General features: G+C 45.2%; 16 protein-coding genes. 10 read left to right on the top strand and 6 right to left on the bottom strand.

The genetic code is table 11. The features are described from left to right. Positions 1–98: 98 nt before the first annotated feature. The 4 genes from NSQ38_RS05565 to NSQ38_RS05580 are packed head-to-tail and all read right to left on the bottom strand — an operon-like array spanning position 99 to position 4,042. Entirely contained in the window at positions 99–899 is an 801-nt protein-coding gene (locus NSQ38_RS05565; protein WP_339787575.1) for an ABC transporter ATP-binding protein, read from the bottom strand. Beyond that, complete coding sequence (locus NSQ38_RS05570; protein WP_339787578.1) at positions 899–1,930, bottom strand: iron chelate uptake ABC transporter family permease subunit; 1,032 nt, start codon at positions 1,928–1,930, stop codon at positions 899–901. Before NSQ38_RS05570 ends, NSQ38_RS05565 begins: the two co-directional genes overlap by 1 nt. Beyond that, positions 1,927–2,967 (bottom strand): iron ABC transporter permease, encoded by a 1,041-nt coding sequence (locus tag NSQ38_RS05575; RefSeq protein WP_339787580.1) that lies wholly within the window; start codon positions 2,965–2,967, stop codon positions 1,927–1,929. Before NSQ38_RS05575 ends, NSQ38_RS05570 begins: the two co-directional genes overlap by 4 nt. Further along, complete coding sequence (locus tag NSQ38_RS05580) at positions 2,960–4,042, bottom strand: iron-siderophore ABC transporter substrate-binding protein (protein WP_339787583.1); 1,083 nt, start codon at positions 4,040–4,042, stop codon at positions 2,960–2,962. The genes NSQ38_RS05575 and NSQ38_RS05580 overlap by 8 nt, the downstream gene beginning before the upstream one ends. Positions 4,043–4,400: 358 nt before the next feature. On the opposite strand from NSQ38_RS05580, the gene NSQ38_RS05585 reads away from it, so the two are divergent. After that, entirely contained in the window at positions 4,401–5,162 is a 762-nt protein-coding gene (locus NSQ38_RS05585) for a leucine-rich repeat domain-containing protein (protein WP_339787585.1), read from the top strand. Between the two features lie 157 nt (positions 5,163–5,319). Here the strand turns inward: NSQ38_RS05585 and NSQ38_RS05590 are convergent, their stop codons facing one another. Then, positions 5,320–6,411, bottom strand: a complete 1,092-nt coding sequence (locus tag NSQ38_RS05590; RefSeq protein ID WP_339790404.1) for a GntR family transcriptional regulator — start codon at positions 6,409–6,411, stop codon at positions 5,320–5,322. 434 nt (positions 6,412–6,845) lie between these two features. Here NSQ38_RS05590 and NSQ38_RS05595 point away from each other — a divergent pair, with 434 nt between their 5' ends. From NSQ38_RS05595 to NSQ38_RS05615, 5 genes are all read left to right on the top strand, one after another. Further along, positions 6,846–8,462 carry an FGGY-family carbohydrate kinase gene (locus NSQ38_RS05595; protein ID WP_339787586.1) on the top strand — a complete coding sequence of 539 codons (1,617 nt, stop codon included), beginning with the start codon at positions 6,846–6,848 and terminating at the stop codon, positions 8,460–8,462. 1 nt (position 8,463) lies between these two features. Further along, on the top strand, positions 8,464–9,159 hold the full coding sequence (locus NSQ38_RS05600) for an L-ribulose-5-phosphate 4-epimerase (RefSeq protein WP_339787587.1): 696 nt from the start codon (positions 8,464–8,466) through the stop codon (positions 9,157–9,159). A gap of 272 nt (positions 9,160–9,431) precedes the next feature. Continuing rightward, positions 9,432–10,850, top strand: a complete 1,419-nt coding sequence (araA, locus tag NSQ38_RS05605; protein ID WP_339787590.1) for an L-arabinose isomerase — start codon at positions 9,432–9,434, stop codon at positions 10,848–10,850. A 158-nt stretch (positions 10,851–11,008) separates the two neighbouring features. Continuing rightward, positions 11,009–11,779, top strand: a complete 771-nt coding sequence (locus tag NSQ38_RS05610) for an AAC(3) family N-acetyltransferase (protein WP_339787592.1) — start codon at positions 11,009–11,011, stop codon at positions 11,777–11,779. A 336-nt stretch (positions 11,780–12,115) separates the two neighbouring features. Continuing rightward, positions 12,116–13,810, top strand: a complete 1,695-nt coding sequence (locus NSQ38_RS05615; RefSeq protein ID WP_339787595.1) for a diguanylate cyclase — start codon at positions 12,116–12,118, stop codon at positions 13,808–13,810. Between the two features lie 76 nt (positions 13,811–13,886). Here NSQ38_RS05615 and NSQ38_RS05620 read toward each other — a convergent pair whose 3' ends face one another. Next, a complete protein-coding gene (locus tag NSQ38_RS05620; protein ID WP_249913131.1) occupies positions 13,887–14,234 on the bottom strand; it encodes a helix-turn-helix transcriptional regulator in 348 nt (115 codons plus the stop codon). A gap of 165 nt (positions 14,235–14,399) precedes the next feature. Here NSQ38_RS05620 and NSQ38_RS05625 point away from each other — a divergent pair, with 165 nt between their 5' ends. From NSQ38_RS05625 to NSQ38_RS05640, 4 genes are all read left to right on the top strand, one after another. Beyond that, positions 14,400–15,203 carry a DNA-binding protein gene (locus NSQ38_RS05625; RefSeq protein ID WP_339787598.1) on the top strand — a complete coding sequence of 268 codons (804 nt, stop codon included), beginning with the start codon at positions 14,400–14,402 and terminating at the stop codon, positions 15,201–15,203. Between the two features lie 185 nt (positions 15,204–15,388). Further along, on the top strand, positions 15,389–16,609 hold the full coding sequence (locus NSQ38_RS05630) for a WXG100 family type VII secretion target (RefSeq protein WP_339787601.1): 1,221 nt from the start codon (positions 15,389–15,391) through the stop codon (positions 16,607–16,609). A 29-nt stretch (positions 16,610–16,638) separates the two neighbouring features. After that, a complete protein-coding gene (locus NSQ38_RS05635; protein ID WP_339787604.1) occupies positions 16,639–17,049 on the top strand; it encodes a hypothetical protein in 411 nt (136 codons plus the stop codon). A 66-nt stretch (positions 17,050–17,115) separates the two neighbouring features. Beyond that, positions 17,116–17,583 (top strand): hypothetical protein, encoded by a 468-nt coding sequence (locus NSQ38_RS05640; protein ID WP_339787607.1) that lies wholly within the window; start codon positions 17,116–17,118, stop codon positions 17,581–17,583. The last annotated feature ends 396 nt before the right edge of the window (positions 17,584–17,979 follow it).

A 17,979-nucleotide genomic window follows, 5' to 3' on the forward strand; every position in this document is an offset into this window, starting at 1 on the left:
GGATCAGGAAGCGGCATGACTGAGGAAGAGGTGGTGGACCAAAATAAAAAAGCGACAGTTAGGACAAAGGGATCTTTGTCGCAACTGCCGCTATTTGTCTATCTCGCATGATATCGACCTTTGGGCACCACCATCGGTGATCCCGAAACGGGGTCTTCAATAACCGTGCATTCCAATCCGAAAATGTCTTTGACCTGTGGGGCGGTTATCACCTCTGCGGGCTTACCCTCAGCCACAAGTTTTCCGGTATGAAGCGCAAAGATATGATCTGCATACCGCGCCGACAAGTTAATATCGTGCAGGACCATCACAATGGTCGTTCCATGTTTGCGGTTCAGCTCGGTAAGCAGGTCCAGGATCTCAACTTGATAGGTGATATCCAGGAAGGTCGTTGGCTCATCGAGAAAGAGGATATCTGTCTGTTGCGCAAGCGCCATGGCAATCCACACTCGCTGACGTTGTCCTCCTGAAAGCTCGTCAATATTATGATTGGCAAACTCGGTGATGTTCATGATGGTCATGGCTTCAGCCACAGCCTCATAATCCTTCTTGGTCCATCCACTGAATAAGGATTGGTGTGGAAACCTTCCACGGCCAACCAGATCGGCTACCGAAATACCTTCCGGAACAATGGGAGACTGTGGAAGTAACCCGATCACACGAGCCAATTGCTTGGGAGGGATCTTGCTGATCGCTTTGCCGTCCAGCGTAATACTGCCGGATGTAGGCTTAATGAGCCTGGCCATCGTTTTCAAAAGGGTAGACTTACCGCAACCGTTGGAGCCAATAATGACGCTTATTTGGTTGCTTGGTATAACGATGTCCACTCCGTGGATAATGGTTTTGTTGTCATATCCCGCAACGAGTTTTTTCGCTTCAAATACATGTGTCGGTTTCATTATAACTCCCCTTTACGATTCATTCGGATTAACAGGAAGATCAGATACGGTGCTCCGAGTAATCCGGTAATGACGCCTACGGGGAATCTGTACTCAAAAGCAAACTGTCCGATGAGATCTGAGGCTAGAACCAGATTAACGCCAACCAGACCTGCCGGGATAATGTTCGAAGAGCCTACACCTACGAGTCTCTTCGCAATAGGTCCCGCAAGGAAGGAGACAAAGGCAATCGGACCTGTAGTTGCGGTAGCAATGGCAACCATGCAGACCGAACTCACAATAAGTGCAATTCTGGTCTTATCCGTATCCACACCTAATGAGAATGCCGATTGTTCTCCGAGTTCCAATATACTGAGGTGTTTGCCCAGCATCATGATGATGGGTGAGCAGACTAGCACGGTAATCACGAGAGGTGGCAGTTCACTCATCTGAGAACCGTTTAGACTGCCTGTAAGCCAGCGGATTGCAGCAGGAATATCCTTTTCAGAACTAACCAGTAAGAGATAAGAGATGACCGCATCAAGCATGGCTTGAATACCGATTCCGATAAGTATTAACCGTCCGATGGAGAACACTTTTCCTCTGGAGAGCACATATATGAACAACACCGTAGCCAGACCTGCAATGACTGAAGCCAAGGAGACAATGGCTCCGCTTGCATGAAGTACAACGATACAGAACACAGCCGCCGCGCTTGACCCCGATGTGATCCCAATGACATTAGGATTTGCCAGTGGATTCCGCAACATGGTCTGGAAGGTGTAACCTGCAATACCGAAGGCAAATCCGGCAAAGAGACCTGTGAGCATTCTCGGTAGACGTATCGTATTTACAGCAAAAGAAACACCTTTGATCTTCTCTCCCGAAAGGGAGCTGATGACATCTTTAACCGGATAGATTGTATTGCCGAGCAAAAGCATGGCGCAGCAAAGAGCACATGCAAGTATGGCAAGGAGACTGGTGACAAGTATCCAGCGGCGACGTCGATGACGTCTGCCCGCCATAATAAATTCAATCGATTGATCTCTCATAATGAACGCACTTTCGATCGCATCGCAAGGATGATTAATATTGGAGCACCTATAAATGCAGTAACAACGCCGACTTCAAGCTCTCCAGGATTGCTGATGAGTCTGCCGCCGACATCCGATATCGTTAGAATGATCGCTCCAGCTATGGCTGACATTGGTATGACAAAACGTAAGTCAGGGCCTAGTATTAGGCGTATGACGTGGGTGGATAACAATCCGATGAAACCAATCGGTCCAGCTAGTGCAGTCGCTGCACCACACAATAGAACCCCTGCAAGAGCCGCAATGAATCGAAGTGTTCCTGTGCGAACACCGAGTCCTGTTGCAACATCGTCACCCAGAGCCAGGGCATTCAGTGCCGGAGCCGTAAGAAACGCAATGAGTACGCCGATGACTAGGAATGGTATAAACGTACTGATTCCACTCCAAGTTGCCGATCCTACGCTGCCCACTTGCCAGAACCTGAACTGGTCCATGACATACGAACGAGGGATCATAATGGCGGTGACGAGTGAGGAGAGCGCGGCGCTAATGGCCGCTCCGGCCAAAACAAGCTTAATGGGCGTGGCTCCGCCACGCCCCATTGAGCCGATTCCGAATACGAACACAGCCGTTATTGCAGCTCCGGCCAGTGCCAGCCAGATATATTGATTGGCGCTGCTGATGTTCAGGAAGGCAATACCGATCACCACAAACAGGGATGCCCCTGTGTTGACACCCAATATACTTGGGTCGGCAAGTGGGTTCCGGGTAACGGCTTGCATAAGTGCTCCTGATACGCCGAGTGCTACTCCGCATAACAAACTAAAGACAGTTCGGGAGATCCGTTTGCGCACGATGTTTGCCCCATATGAGTCTACTTCCGGGTGAAATAATCCGTCGATTAACTCATGAAACCTCACGGGTCTAGAGCCAAAGACCAGTGAGGCAATCAGAGTTGCAGCGAGCAGGATGAAACAAAGGACTAACACCAAGATGAAGTTCTTGGGGACATGTGCTCGTATTCGATTATCGTTCGAAAGCGATGTACTATTCATTGATCTTGTCGATAGCTCCACTAATCAATTTCAGGTAATCATCAATAGTATAAGAGATGGAAAGTGGGTTTGGCGTTCCAGCAGCAACCAATGGTGTGTCTGCTTCAATGAACGCTACAGAACCACGTTTAACCGCAGGGATTTTACCCAGCAGCGGATCAGCCTGAATAGCTTTCAGCAACTCAGCATCTCCGTATCCAACGAGGATATCTGCATCATTAAGGGCTTCAGCATTCTCTGCACTTAAGTTCAGGGAGTAGCTGTTAGGGTCTGTAATTTGGCTAGTGATACTCTCAGGGACAACCAATCCCAGCTCACCCAGGAAAGATACACGAGAATCGACAGGTGTATAGATATGAAGTTTGGACATGTCTTCAGCGGAGAAGTTAACCCAAACCACTTTTTTGTCTTTGATCTGAGGATATGCGGTTAATTTCTCGTTAACCATGGCCTCCGTATCTTTGATCAGTTGCTCGCCTTCTGCTTCCATACCCATACCTTTCGCATTGAAAGTAACCTGCTCGCGCCATGTTGTTGCCCATGGAGCCGTTGGGTAAGCTACAACCGGAGCAATTTCACTAAGAAGATCGTAGTCTTCCTGAGTGATACCGGAGTATGCTGCAAGAATAACATCCGGATTGGAATCGGAAATCGCTTCAAAATCAAGTCCGTCTGTATCTTGGAAAACGTTCGGGTCGGTTACACCGAGTTCATCAAGTTTCTTCGCAGTCCATGGCAGCAGTCCGCTATCATCCTGAACACCAAAGTTAGCTGCCGAGAAGCCTACAGGAACTTGTCCAAGTGCGAGAACGACATCTTGGTTGGCCCATTGTACTGTAGCTACACGCTCAGGTTTTTTCTCAATAACCGTTTCGCCCAGTGCATGCATAATTGTAATTGGATATTCGGTATTCTCATCTGTAGCGGCTGGTGTTTCTGTAGCTGGAGCTGCCGAATCACTTGCAGCAGGAGTTGCTGCTGGCTCAGCTGTTTGGTTGCCACAACCTACCAATGCCAGGATAAAGACCAGTGAAATCAGTAACGTCGTTAATGGAAACTTTCTCTTTGTATTCATTTGTTTCCCCTTCCTGAATCTAAAATGTATTTAGTAGTGCTTAACATCCTGATTGATCAGTTACATCCATTGAGATGTATAAAAATAGAGATATAAAACGTTCTATACATATGATAATGATTATCAACATCAATAAATATATCTTTTTATTAAAGGCAGTGTCAATAAAAAATTGTAAACACCCATATTATATTAGGGTTACATTCCTTGGTAGCGTAATCCACTATCCGTTCTTAACGGAACAGTTATAGGATGAGAGCAGGAGAGGTTCTATTAAATTAGGATGAAGATAATATCAATGTATCTCATTCCAGATCATGGTATATTTTTAGTATTAAATAATGTAAGGAGATTCTACATGCATAATCAATTCATCAAAAAGTTGATCGTACTTTGTTTGGTTTTTGTACTATTACCTACCACTATTATCTCGGCTGCATCGCTTATCAAAGACCCGGTCTTGGCCAAAGTTATTCGGACAGATTTGAAGATGTCGGCTAAGAAGGAAATAAAGGTTGCCGATTTGAAAAAATTAAAATCCATATATGCTATGGAAACAAAAAGTAAGATTTCCAATTTACAAGGTCTTGAACATGCTGTTAATATGACGGATTTATTCTTGCCTAGTCAAAATATAAAAAATATTAAACCACTTAACAAGTTAAAGAAATTGACGTTCTTAGCTGTTGAAGGCAATCAGATTGCAGATATCTCGCCACTTATAGGTCTGACTAATCTGCAAAATCTGGTTATGGACGATAACAAAATCAAAAGCCTGGCTCCATTAAAAAATATGCGTAAGCTAACCAGTCTACTCGCCAGTGGGAATCAGGTGACTGATCTAAGTCCTCTTCAGAAGTTAAAGTTGGAATGGGTTATTATGAATGATAATAAAATTCAAGATCTGACACCTTTAAAGAACCATCCAACCTTGGAGTATCTATATGTAGAAGATAACCTCATTGAGGATATTGCAGTGCTCGAGACCATCCCACATCTGACAGAGGTATATTTGGCTAACAATCCGTTAAATGAGCGTGCTGACCAGGTAGTAGAGAATCTGAAGAAAAAAGGCGTCATTGTAAGTTTGGTAAGCGATGAAGCGGATCAGTCGAAGTAGTTTCGATTAGAGAAGATGTATATGTATATGTAAGAAGAAGTTAATCCCTCATTATATTGAACAAGAACAAAGAAGGCCGCAGATATTCTCGCGGCCTTCTTTAAGTATGTTGGACAGAAACGCTCGGTAACAACTTACCACCCGTCCCACAACAATATTATTCCACTTCGATCTCCTTCACCGTCTCTCCCTCAACCAGTACCGGCTGATAGTAGGTGTTTGTGGGCAGATCCTTTTTGCCTTGCAGATTCTTGATCACCCAGTCGGCAGCATCGCGGCCCATTTGTTCTTGGGGGTGGGTTAGCGTTGTCAGCCTGATGTTGGCGTTCTTGGCGATGTACGAATTGTCCTGTCCAATGATGGATAACTCATCCGGGATCGAGATGCCCAGTTGCCTGCAGGCGTGCACGACCTCCAGTCCCACCTCGTCGTTATAACAGACGATTGCGGTGAGCGAATCCCTGTTTTCGTCCAGATACATTGCTACATTAGAGGATAACTCTGGTTTCGATGCGGTATCAAAGGAAAGCACTTGCTCAGGATGGAACCGTAACTTCGCTTCACCCAGCGCCTTGATGTACCCCTTCATCCGGTACTTGCCCTGCAAATCATCCATTTTGGCAATAATGCCGATCTGGGTATGGCCTTTGGCGATCAATTCCCGAGTGGCAAGATAGCTGGACTGCACGTCATCCAGGCAGAAGAACGGAACCTCCAGCTCCTCATAGAACGCATTAATCATCGTAAACGGCACATCCTGCTCCTTGAACGACAGGTAGTATGCAATATTAGGATTGTACAAATTACTTTTGGTCGGTTCGACAATCAGGCCATCCACGCCGTAGGAGAGCATCATTTCGAGGGCTTTTTTCTCCTGTGCCACATCATTATTGGTGCTGGCCAGCAGTAACGAGTAGTTGTCCTCATTCAGACGACTCTCAATACCGCGGATAATGGACGGAAAGATGTAATCCGAGATGTATGTCGTGATCACACCGATCGTTTTCTTCGACGTATTGCCGCCTGATCGTGATCGATACTGATTGCTAACGTAGGTCCCTGACCCTTTTTCGCTTCGTAAAAATCCTTCATTAGATAACTCCAAAATAGCCTTCCGCACCGTCTGGCGACTTACGGTGTAGCTTTCCTGTAATGCCAACTCGGTTGGGATCTGTTCGCCTATGCTATATGTCCCCGAAAGGATATGACTCTTAATATCATCAATGATGACCTGGTATTTTGGCTTCACGTAGTCCACTTCTTTCATCGTTACTCATCTATATCAATGTTGTTGTTCAAATAGTTGTACGTACATATTCTAGCATGATTCAGATGGGATGAAAATAAAACCGAACATTTTTCAAAATAAACCGTACATATTCAGCCTTTTCACATGGAGGTGTACCTTACAGCATAGCCATTTTATAGCTATATAAGACCTTTTAATGGTCAAATAGAGTACATTATGTGCCCTTTGTAAGTATAACTATTATATATTATTGACAAATGTACGTACAAAAAATATACTAAGGCTGTCAGAAAAGGAAAGCGCATTCTTTGAAAACACAACGGAACGCATCTATACAAAATTCATTATTAGCTACTGTCATAAGTAAGAGCTTCACCTTATATATGCATCCTTTGGGATGTGAAATCGCGACCGGAGAGGGGATACACGTGATTATGAGTCAACTGGACTTGAAAGAAGCCATTACCAAGGGCGCTACTTCGCTCGGTATTGAATTTGGATCAACGCGGATTAAGGCGGTGTTGATTGACGAACGTTTTCAGACCATCGCATCAGGCAGTTATGAATGGGAGAACCTCCTGAAAGATGGATATTGGACGTACAACCAGGAGGATATCATCACAGGTCTGCAAACGGCTTATCGTGAGATGAAGCAAGATGTGGAACAGAAATACGGAATTACGCTACGAACGGTCGGTTCCATCGGATTCTCGGCCATGATGCACGGATATATCGCATTGGATAGCGCGGGTGAACTGTTGGTACCTTTCCGCACGTGGCGTAACGCTACGACGGGAGCAGCCGCAAGAGAGCTAACGGAACTTCTGCAATTCAATATTCCGGAACGCTGGAGCATCGCCCACTTGTACCAAGCCATTTTGAACGAAGAGGCACATGTGCCACAGATCGATCACCTGACAACTTTGGCTGGATACATCCACTGGTTGCTGACGGGCAATAAGGCGATTGGGATCGGCGATGCATCAGGCATTTTCCCAATTGACGAGTCTACACATAACTATCACCCATCCATGATCCAACAGTTCGACGAACAGATCGCAGGCAAAGGTTATCCGTGGAAAGTTGAGGACCTTCTGCCCAAGGTATATCTCGCTGGTGAGAATGCAGGTGTATTGACGGAAGCGGGAGCCAAGTTGCTCGACCCTTCGCAAGATCTGCAAGCAGGCATTCCGCTCTGTCCGCCAGAAGGCGATGCCGGAACAGGTATGGTGGCAACGAATAGCGTGCGAAAACGTACGGGGAACATCTCCGTGGGCACATCTGTATTTGCGATGATTGTATTGGAGAAGGAATTATCCAAAGTGTATCCCGAGATCGATATGGTTACCACGCCGGATGGTAGCCCAGTAGGGATGGTGCATGCCAACAACTGTTCCAGTGATATCAACGCATGGGTTGGACTGTTCCGTGAATTCTCTCAAGCGATGGGATATGAAGTGGATAACGGCAAGTTGTTCAGCGTGTTGTTTAACAAAGCTTTGGAGGCAGACCCTGATGGTGGTGGCTTGCTCAGCTATGGTTATTACTCAGGTGAGAACATTACGGGACTTGAGAAAGGTCGTCCATTGTTCGTCCGTTCCCCGGAAAGCAACTTCAATCTGGCAAACTTCATGCGGACACATCTGTTCAGTGCTTTCGGTGCACTCAAGCTGGGCATGGACATTTTGACGGAGGAAGAGAATGTAGCTATTGATAGCATTTTGGCTCATGGTGGCCTGTTCAAGACCCCTGTCGTTGGACAACGGATTGTAGCTGCTGCGATGAACGTACCGGTGTCGGTGATGTCTACCGCTGGTGAAGGCGGCGCATGGGGCATGGCACTTCTGGCTTCGTACATGATCAACAAGGATCAAGAGGAGAGTCTGGATGTGTTCCTGGAGCAGAAGGTCTTTAACGATGTTGAGGGAGTTGAAGTGGCACCGGATGCATCGGATGTGAAAGGGTTTGAAGCATTTATCGAACGCTACCGGAATGGACTTGCGATTGAGCAATCAGCCGTAGATCATCTGGTAGAGAACGGGAGGGAATAACATGTTAGAGCAACTGAAAGAAGAGGTATTCCAAGCGAATCTGGAACTGCCAAAGCATGGACTTGTAAAATTCACATGGGGTAACGTCAGTGCAATCGATCGGGAAAGCGGTCTGTTCGTCATCAAACCAAGTGGCGTCAGCTACGATGTGATGAAAGCAAGCGACATGGTTGTGGTTGATCTGGACGGTAACGTCGTGGAGGGAGAAATGAGACCTTCCTCGGACACCGCAACACATGCCGTACTATATAAGCATTACTCGGAGATTGGCGGTATTGTGCACACACACTCAACATGGGCGACCATCTGGGCGCAAGCCGGATTGGACGTACCTGTAATGGGAACGACACATGCGGACACGTTCTATGGAGCAGTGCCTTGTGCACGTTACCTGAATCAGGATGAGGTTGATCGTGGATACGAAGCGGAGACGGGTCGCGTCATTATTGAAACGTTTGAACAGCGTGGGATTGATGTTATGGCGGTTCCGGCAGTGTTGCTCCATGGTCACGCGCCGTTTACGTGGGGGAAAGATGCCAAGTCTGCGGTGGTGAACAGCGTTGTACTGGAGGAAGTGTGCAAAATGAACCTGTACGCACGGCAGTTAAATAACTTCGCGAAGGAACTTCCACAAGGTATTTTGGATAAACACTATCTGCGAAAACACGGAAAAGACGCGTATTACGGACAGAAGTAATTAGGTTATAACAGTGACTGGAAGCATGTTCTGTCTTCCAAGTGGTTTAGTGCGGGAATGACTTGTTGAACTATACTTTTTACACGATAACGGAGAGTGCAGAACCAATCTGAAGAAGCGAAGCGCTCGCGTTTATCACAGGATTTTCCCTTTGCAAAAAGGGAATCAAAAAATCCGGGGATAACCAGCGATCGGAAGATGGTACTGCAATCGCAGTGTTCTAGTGTAAATCCAAATGTTCAACTATAAAATAATGAAATGAGGATGATTATATGTCAGCAGCAAAAGAATTCTGGTTTGTCGTCGGTTCACAGCACTTGTACGGAGAAGAAGCACTGGGCGAAGTAAAAGCCAACGCACAGAAAATCACGGATGCCCTTAATGCAAGTGGCGTACTGCCGTACCCGCTCGTATTGCAGGATCTGGCGGTAAGCGCAGATAAAATCACGAGCACGATGAAGGAAGTCAACTATCGTGACGAAGTAGCAGGTGTGATCACATGGATGCATACGTTCTCCCCGGCGAAAATGTGGATTCGTGGTACAAAATTGCTGCAAAAACCTTTGCTGCACTTGGCAACCCAATTCAACGAAAGCATTCCTTGGGCAACCATCGATATGGACTTCATGAACTTGAACCAAGCGGCACACGGTGACCGCGAATATGGCTTCATTAATGCCCGTCTGAGAAAACAAAATAAAATCGTTGTTGGCTACTGGGAGCGCCCAGAAGTGCAACAACAGGTTGCTGACTGGATGGACGTAGCGGTAGCTTATAATGAAAGCTTTAACATCAAAGTAGCTCGCTTCGGTGATAACATGCGTAACGTGGGCGTAACCGAAGGTGATAAAGTAGAGGCACAGATCCAATTCGGATGGACCGTTGATTACTTCGGCATTGGCGACCTCGTGCAATACGTGAACGCTGTAACAGAGCAGGAAATTGATGATTTGATTGCTCAGTATGGAGACCTCTACGAGTTCGATTACGGCACGAACAGCAAGGAATCTTGGGAAGCCAGTGTACGTGTGCAAGCGAGTTATGAAATTGCGATCAAACGTTTCCTGGACGAAGGTGGTTACAGTGCCTTCACTACAAACTTCGAAGATCTGCATGGCATGAAACAACTTCCGGGTCTGGCTGTACAACGCCTGATGGCTCAAGGGTACGGATTTGCCGGTGAGGGTGACTGGAAAACAGCTGCGCTGGATCGCTTGCTGAAAATCATGGCCCATAACGAGAACACAGGATTCATGGAAGATTACACCTACGAGATGGCTGCTGGACAGGAAGCAATCCTGCAATCCCACATGCTTGAAGTAGATCCTACACTGGCTAGCACGAAACCAAGAATCATCGTGTCCCCACTGGGTATTGGCGATCGTGAAGATCCGGCGCGTCTTGTATTCGATGGCAAAGCAGGCGAAGGTGTCGTGGTATCCATGGCAGACTTCGGTACACATTACAAACTGTTGATCAATGAAGTATCCGCATTTGAACCAACCGTTCCAGCACCTAACCTGCCGGTAGCACGTGTTCTGTGGAGCGTGAAGCCGAACTTCCAAGATGGAGTGAAAGCGTGGATCGAAAATGGTGGTGGTCACCATACAGTTGTATCTTTAAACCTGACAACAGACCAGATCGTAACGTATGCTAAGCTGGTGAATCTGGAGTACGTTATTATTAAGTAAAAGTGGATTGGCAGCTACTGCCTGAACTCATACAAATTCTTTCTCTGTGGCCGGGGGTTAACCCTCGGCCATTTGTTTGTTATGCTGAGAAGCATGATGTGAAGCTGAGCAAGGATTTGCTTTTTCATCGAAAGGATAAGAAATGAAGGAGGAAGGACATGTACACAAAAGAAAGCTTGATACAGCAACTAGAACAGCTTGGTGTGGATAGGCAAGGGACAGTGCTCATTCACTCTTCAATGAAAAGTATAGGCGAGGTTGAAGGTGGAGCAGACACGGTGTTGGATGCCTTTAGCGAGTATATGAAAGAGGGATTGTTGGTACTTCCCACGCATACGTGGTCTACTATTAATGCAGATAACCCAGTGTTCCACGTGGAAAATTCTACCTGTTGCGTGGGCATTCTGCCTGAACTTTTTCGTAAACGTGCGGGCGTAGTTCGTTCGTGGCACCCTACGCATTCGGTAGCGGCACTGGGAAGGGACGCAGAGGCATTTACGAAGGACGATCATCTCTTCGATACACCGTGTGCGAGAGGTTCAGCATGGGGGAAACTGCTTGATCGGAAAGCGTCGATCTTGTTAGTAGGCGTTGACTTGAAGCGGAATACATTTATCCACGGGGTCGAAGAGTGGGTGGACATCCCTGGCAGAATGACGGACGAGCATGAGATGCTGTATACGGTTTTACCAGATGGAAGCCAGATTTCAGTACCATCCCGCAGACATTGTGGGTTGCCATGGTCGGAGCATTTCTGGAAAGTAGACGAGGTACTGGTTCGCGAAGGTGCGATGCGTAAAGGACAACTCGGGGATGCGGTTGTTAGAGTGTGTGATGCGGCTAAGACAGCAGAGGTAATTACGGAAATGCTGAAGGATAACCCCGACCTATTCACGGACAATCTCCCTCTAAATGCAGTAACCGAATGATACAAGGGCCGTCCGGTAGCTGGATGGCTCAATATCGACCATTTGATGAAATCCGAATAACTCCCGAGCAGCTGATCTTCCTCTCCTATTTGTACTCTAAACCTTCAAAAGCATTCACAAATAATCAGAAATAGATCAGCATTTCGATCAGAGGTTGGTCGGACTTCCAGTGTATGGGCTACTCACCCTTATGGTGGTGTGATAAGATATGGTTAAATTAACCAATAAGTTTGGCGTAGCAGTATTGTATAGGTGTTTATTGAAGTTTTATATACGTATCACTTAGAATCATGAACAACCACGTTGTCATTGTAGCATCTAAGAAGGAGAAGATTCGTGAATCCATTAGTATGGTATGATCTCTTTTTATTTGTCCTATTGTTCGGTGTAGGTGTATATGTGTTTGCTACGGTTAGAATTACGAACTTACATAAGGTGTACTTTTTATTCCACGGGTTGATGATGCTCTGGCCTTTCTGCCAATTTGCGAGTACGCTCACGGATGATTCCGGTCTGCAGTTGTTCTACGTTACGTTATCATTCGTCGCGGTCTCCCTGCTTGGGAGCGGATGGCTTCTACTGACGATCTTTATTACCGGCTATTCAGAGCGTCTGAGTGCAAAAGGAACCTTCTTGCTATTTGTCCCTGCGGTGATCGGGGCTATAGGTGTAGTCGCAAATCCATGGAATGAGTTCGTCATCCCGCTGGAGGGCGGGTATATCGAGCGGGCTTACGGCCCTTGGTTCTGGGTTGTGATGGTTATTCTGGTGAGCTATTTCTTGGCGTCCCTCGTCGTTCTGTTCCGGGCGGTGTATTCATCGCAGACGTCTGCCATGATCAAAAGACAGGTGAGGATCACCCTGTGGGGCATCTTTGTCTTGGCTGTTTTTGCAACGATCGATGCGATCTTAAATGTCGTTCTAGCCCGCTGGTTGCCGATCATTCCTGGCATGACTTCGCTGGGGATCTTTCTGTCGGACCTGTTCTTTGTCTATGTGATCAAAAGATACAATGTGTTCGATCTGGTCTCCATCGCGCATGAGGATGTGATCAATACCATTCCATATGGCATCCTGGTACTGGATGAGAATGAAGTCATTGTTGAAGCGAACAAAGCCTCTCGATCCTTTATGGATCTGCATGTGGGGGATTCTTTTGATATGGAAGCCTTTCTGGAGTCTGTTCAAGTTGTGGGCAGCTGTCGGGAGTTCGTGAATCACTATAAGAAAAAAGAAAATACCCTCTCTCAGATTGAAGTGATCGTGGAGCGGGACAACAACATCCGGCACTTTATCCTGCAATCGTCTCCGATTGTGGATTCGGCTCTTGTGCCGATTGGTCATATTCTTACGTTCCAGGATGTCTCGCAAGAGCGCTTCTATGTGAAAGAGATGAATCGCCAGAACGAGACGCTTCAGGAGCGAAATCAGGCGCTAGACTTGATACGTCAGGAGTTATCCGAGGCCAATCGCAAACTGGAGGAACTCGCGCTGACGGACAGTTTAACCAACTGTTACAACCGTCGATATCTGACCCAACATCTGAATCACGAGGTCATTACCAATATTCAATACAAAACACCATTCTCACTCTTGCTGCTCGATATCGACTACTTCAAAGCGATCAATGATCGCTACGGACATGTCATCGGGGATGAAGTGCTCGTTCGCACGGCGGAGGCGGTTAAACAATCCATTCGCAGTACCGATATTCTGACGCGCTATGGCGGGGAAGAGTTCATGATCTACCTTCCGCATACGGAGCATGATCTGGCGAACCAGATCGCGGAGCGCGTGAGAACAGCCGTGGAGTCCAACCACATTATGGTGGATCACGAGATTACGCAGGTGTCGATTACGATTAGTATTGGGATTCTTTCCTTTGAGGACTTTGAAGTTGTGCATGTACCGGACAATCCGGAGGGGTATTTGACTCAGCTATTCGCTGCGGTGGATAAGGCGTTGTATCAGGCGAAGCAGAATGGGCGGAACAGAGTGGAGTTTGCGGAGTTTGAGCGGGGAGTTGTTTGAAAAGAGAAATAAGAGAAGAGTGGAGACGTGCTCCACTCTTTTTTGGTATTAAAGAATGATGTTGATAAAGATATATTTATTCGGAATTTTTATGTGATTTTTCGATAGCATTTAAAACTTCTTTGCTAATTTTGGTCAATGATACGATTGTATCTGTACTTCTGCCGCTTATTAAAGTTATATGTTCATCCAAGGCTCTTTTGTACTCAGAGTCTTCTTTGAATTTAAAGATTTCTTCAGCAGTGACCTGCAATCCATTCATTATTTTCTCAAGAGTCTCCAAAGAAATGTTACGATCTCCCCGTTCAACTCCACCAATATAGCTGTAATGAAGACCTGCTGCTTCCGCCAGTTGTTCCTGAGTCCAGCCTTTGGCCTTCCTTAACTCACGTATTCGATTCCCTACGTCCTCTGGTAAACTCATTTGATCACCTCCACTTAAGGTTAGAAGAGGTTATAGAATCCTTACAGACTAATATGTGCAAACTGTTTTGTTGAATAAAAGTACTTATAAGTACAATTTATATTGATCTTCTTTTGGTGTATCTATACAATTATAAGAAAATGGATAATTAAGGAGGATCTACTTTTGCGAGCTTCTATCCTAAAATCACTCAAACCGGAGATCATTGTTGAAATGTTGGACATGGCTGTGGCTTTTGAAAATTGGAACAAGGTAATGGAGAGGGCGGACATGTTATATCAATGTGTTCAGTCGATTCATGAAGAGCGGCAGGAGTATAAGTCAAAGGGAGTGCCTGCACCACATATACACATCGAGCGGCCCTTGGTTTACTATTACGGGTTCAGTCACCTAATGCGGGGTATGGCTCACCAGAAGATGGGACAGGTTGATCAGGCGAGGGCTTGTATCGATCAATATGCAGATCTGGGATGGATGGAGGATCTGGATGAGGTAAGTGTGCAGGTGGTGCAGGAATTCAAGCATAAGGCACAGTTAAACCGGTATGCTCTTGAGATTGAAGCCGGGCAGGTGCAACTGCTGGAGGAGTTTGTGAACTTTTTGCTGGAGCATCCGGAGGAATGGTTGGCAGGTCTGAAAGTGATTACGGAAGCAGCAGTGCGGCATAGGTGGCAGATTGATCGAGTTTTAGATGTGTTCGAGGATCAGATACAGGGTGATGGCAAAGAAACAGATTCTTCAAACAACGATCATATGTACCATTGCTGTTATCAGCGGGCTTTGTATGAACAGTGGATGGGAAGACCACAGGAGGCCGTGGAGTTTATTTTGCAGGCGATCAGGTTAGCGAATAAGCTTGGGATGGATCGGTATTTTATAAGATGCACGGCATTGTTGGAATCATTGCGGGAAGAGGCGACAGAGGAGCAGATTGGACGGTATCGGGTGATGCTGGAGGAAATGAAGTAGGAAAGGTATTTACTGAAACTGGTAGGATATGCCTTGAAGTGGGTATATGCATATAGGACCATAGCACCGATGAGAAGCACAGCTTGTGTTTTTATCATGGTGAAATCAGGATGTTAGCCGGATAGTTTACATATTACACTTCTGCTAACATAGGATAATCCTATTTCAAATGAGCGGAGAAACGTATGAGTACAATCAAAGTTACCCCTGAACAACTACATCACGTATCAAATCAGGTGGATCAAGCCAGACAACAGTTGGAGAGTATACGAAGTGATCTGACGAGACAGATCATGTTCGTTCAGATGATGTGGATGGGCGCGACGCAGGAGCGATTTTACTATGAGTTCGAGCAGTCACGACCTATACTGGATAAAGCGCTGGAGAGTATGGTGAATACATCCAAGGAATTGAAGGATATCGCCACGCGTTTCCAAGATGCTGATGCTCAGAAGGGAAGTCTGGGTGGTGCAATTGGAGCTGTCGGTGCCGCAGCTATGATGACCAAATCAACAGGTGATTCAGGTTCGGGTGATAAGGGCTATCGGATGGCGCAAATCAATATGTTCGGTAAATTGGTATGGATGCCTGTCAACGAGAATGGTGTTGCGGATCAGGCTGCTCTTCAGGCGTATCAGAGGGATCAGGGAAATCTGGACTTTAATCGCATGCAAGCTGTGAACGTTGAACCGCCTGGGGAAGATATTTTTGCGTTACAGATCAAGGCATTTGAAATGGGCATTCATCCTACGACGGGAGAGCCTGTATCAGATAAGTATGCTCAGATGATGGTGACCTCTCTGAAGTTTAGTCAGATTTTCATGGCGATTCAGATGGTTCGTGGGAGTATGCCGGGACGTTCAGGACCGTTTAAAACTTCGTCATCTGGCTTGGCATCTAAGATTCAAAATAATATAAAGAAGGCTGAATCCAGAGTTGAGAATACTCAGACCGATAACAGCTTGGGAGCGACTCCAAAAACTGTTATCAGTTCAGAAATGGAATCTAAAATATTGGAAGGGCAGCGAAAAGTCCCGAAAAATATTTTGATAGGTGGGCACTCACCCAATATAAACAATAGCAACAATAGTTATGCTGTAGAAGTAGTAAGAAGTAATCCGGATGGAACTAAGTATGTTCTTTTTACTAAACAATTCGAAGATGGAAATATTTCTAAACTTAAGCATAGTACTTTGTTTCCAAATTCGTGGAGTGAAGATAAGATTATTGGAAGTATAAAAGATGTTGGAGATACGCCCGCCATATCATCAAGAATAAGAGATAGGGCTACGTGGCATCGTGAGAAGATTGATGGTGTAGAAGTTGATGTAATTAAAAATGGGGATGAAGTTAGTAGCGCCTATCCTACAGGTGATGTAAACGCACCCCAACCAGCAGGTTTCTAAACTTATAAAATGAAAGGTAACTATAAAATATGTACAAACAATTAGATAATCTTTTATCGGCTGTAACGACAGTTGATTCCTGGTATGATGACGGTTGTATCATAGCAGCAGAAATATTGGAGGATTTCGGACAAAGTGATTGGGATCAGTTAGCAATTGAGGTGTTAGATAAGCCACTGTACTGGAAGAAAAAGCTGGCTTACTGTCTAGATAGTACACAGCACACACAAGAATTTGAAATCCTGCTTTCTCTACTTTCTGTTGAAGACAGCGAGTTGTTTGAAATATGTATAGATACATTAAGAAGTTACACATCTACTGAACATAAGCAACGAATTATAAATCATCCAATGATATTAGATCGTGTGCATAATGCAATTTCAGGAGCAGGCACTGCCAGCAAAAAGATTCTAGAGGATTTTCTTAAGGGGTTAAAATAGGTGAAATGAGTATAATGAAAAACTAACCTATTTTTTGATTTTAATATGCTTCTAGAGAGGATTAGTATGGATTTAGCATTGTACCTATTTTATAAAAAAGACACTCAACAATTAGCTGAATTATTGTTGAGTTCTCTAAAAGGTTTTTCTCAGGAGACTCATATGAAATCGAGGGACGATTATTACACGATAACCAATCCTAACTTCTCATTTATCGTACAAGACGATGATGAATTAGTGAGTTTTACGAGAGAAGAGTTGAATTTAAATATTAATTATTGTATCAATATTTCCGTTTTCTCACACTCACCCGAAGAGGGATTACAAGTCATATTCCAAGCGATTAATACTCTAACAGACAGATTAGATGAGGATATTGCATTGACAGATAGCGAATCTGGCGTGATCTTTCTGCGGTCTGATGGTCAACTTGTCATTAACTCGCATTGCAGAGAGAACCCTGATATCTATGATTGGCCTTATGATTTACTGGATGGAAACTTTATTGAGAAGGATATGGCAGGATTGATTTAAGAAGCTGGGAGCTCACTTTCAAAAGGAGATCTTCACAATTCGAACGGGATGATGTATAGAATCGGTCAGAGTACATTTTTTATTAAACCGGTTTCTTAGGGAGAATGTTCTTTAAAGTTTGGAAGAAATTGACAGTAAGTCATATACTACGAGGTAATTTAATGGCTAAAACACAACATAGTAAATGGCTGAGGTTAGTAGGTAAGGAAGAAAATAAATATGAACTAAACTGCCCAAATTGTGGACATTCCAATATACACTTTCAGTATGTCGGGGATATACGGTCAAGAATAGGGGTTTTAGATATATGGTGCTATTCTTGTATTCATGGGATTCATATCTCCCGGACCAAGATTCCTGAAGGTGTAGATATGATCTCGTTTGAAGAGGAAGATG

Source organism: Paenibacillus sp. FSL R7-0313 (genome assembly GCF_037969885.1).
Taxonomy (GTDB): Bacteria; Bacillota; Bacilli; order Paenibacillales; family Paenibacillaceae; genus Paenibacillus.

Bases quoted from the DNA above. Each gene is read 5' to 3' on its own strand.
- NSQ38_RS05570 (WP_339787578.1), bottom strand. From the start codon at position 1,930: ATGAGAGATCAATCGATTGAATTTATTATGGCGGGCAGACGTCATCGA.
- NSQ38_RS05575 (WP_339787580.1), bottom strand. From the start codon at position 2,967: ATGAATAGTACATCGCTTTCGAACGATAATCGAATACGAGCACATGTC.
- NSQ38_RS05595 (WP_339787586.1), top strand. From the start codon at position 6,846: ATGAGTCAACTGGACTTGAAAGAAGCCATTACCAAGGGCGCTACTTCG.
- NSQ38_RS05630 (WP_339787601.1), top strand. From the start codon at position 15,389: ATGAGTACAATCAAAGTTACCCCTGAACAACTACATCACGTATCAAAT.
- NSQ38_RS05565 (WP_339787575.1), bottom strand. From the start codon at position 899: ATGAAACCGACACATGTATTTGAAGCGAAAAAACTCGTTGCGGGATAT.
- araA (WP_339787590.1), top strand. From the start codon at position 9,432: ATGTCAGCAGCAAAAGAATTCTGGTTTGTCGTCGGTTCACAGCACTTG.
- NSQ38_RS05585 (WP_339787585.1), top strand. From the start codon at position 4,401: ATGCATAATCAATTCATCAAAAAGTTGATCGTACTTTGTTTGGTTTTT.
- NSQ38_RS05610 (WP_339787592.1), top strand. From the start codon at position 11,009: ATGTACACAAAAGAAAGCTTGATACAGCAACTAGAACAGCTTGGTGTG.
- NSQ38_RS05620 (WP_249913131.1), bottom strand. From the start codon at position 14,234: ATGAGTTTACCAGAGGACGTAGGGAATCGAATACGTGAGTTAAGGAAG.
- NSQ38_RS05580 (WP_339787583.1), bottom strand. From the start codon at position 4,042: ATGAATACAAAGAGAAAGTTTCCATTAACGACGTTACTGATTTCACTG.
- NSQ38_RS05600 (WP_339787587.1), top strand. From the start codon at position 8,464: ATGTTAGAGCAACTGAAAGAAGAGGTATTCCAAGCGAATCTGGAACTG.
- NSQ38_RS05635 (WP_339787604.1), top strand. From the start codon at position 16,639: ATGTACAAACAATTAGATAATCTTTTATCGGCTGTAACGACAGTTGAT.
- NSQ38_RS05640 (WP_339787607.1), top strand. From the start codon at position 17,116: ATGGATTTAGCATTGTACCTATTTTATAAAAAAGACACTCAACAATTA.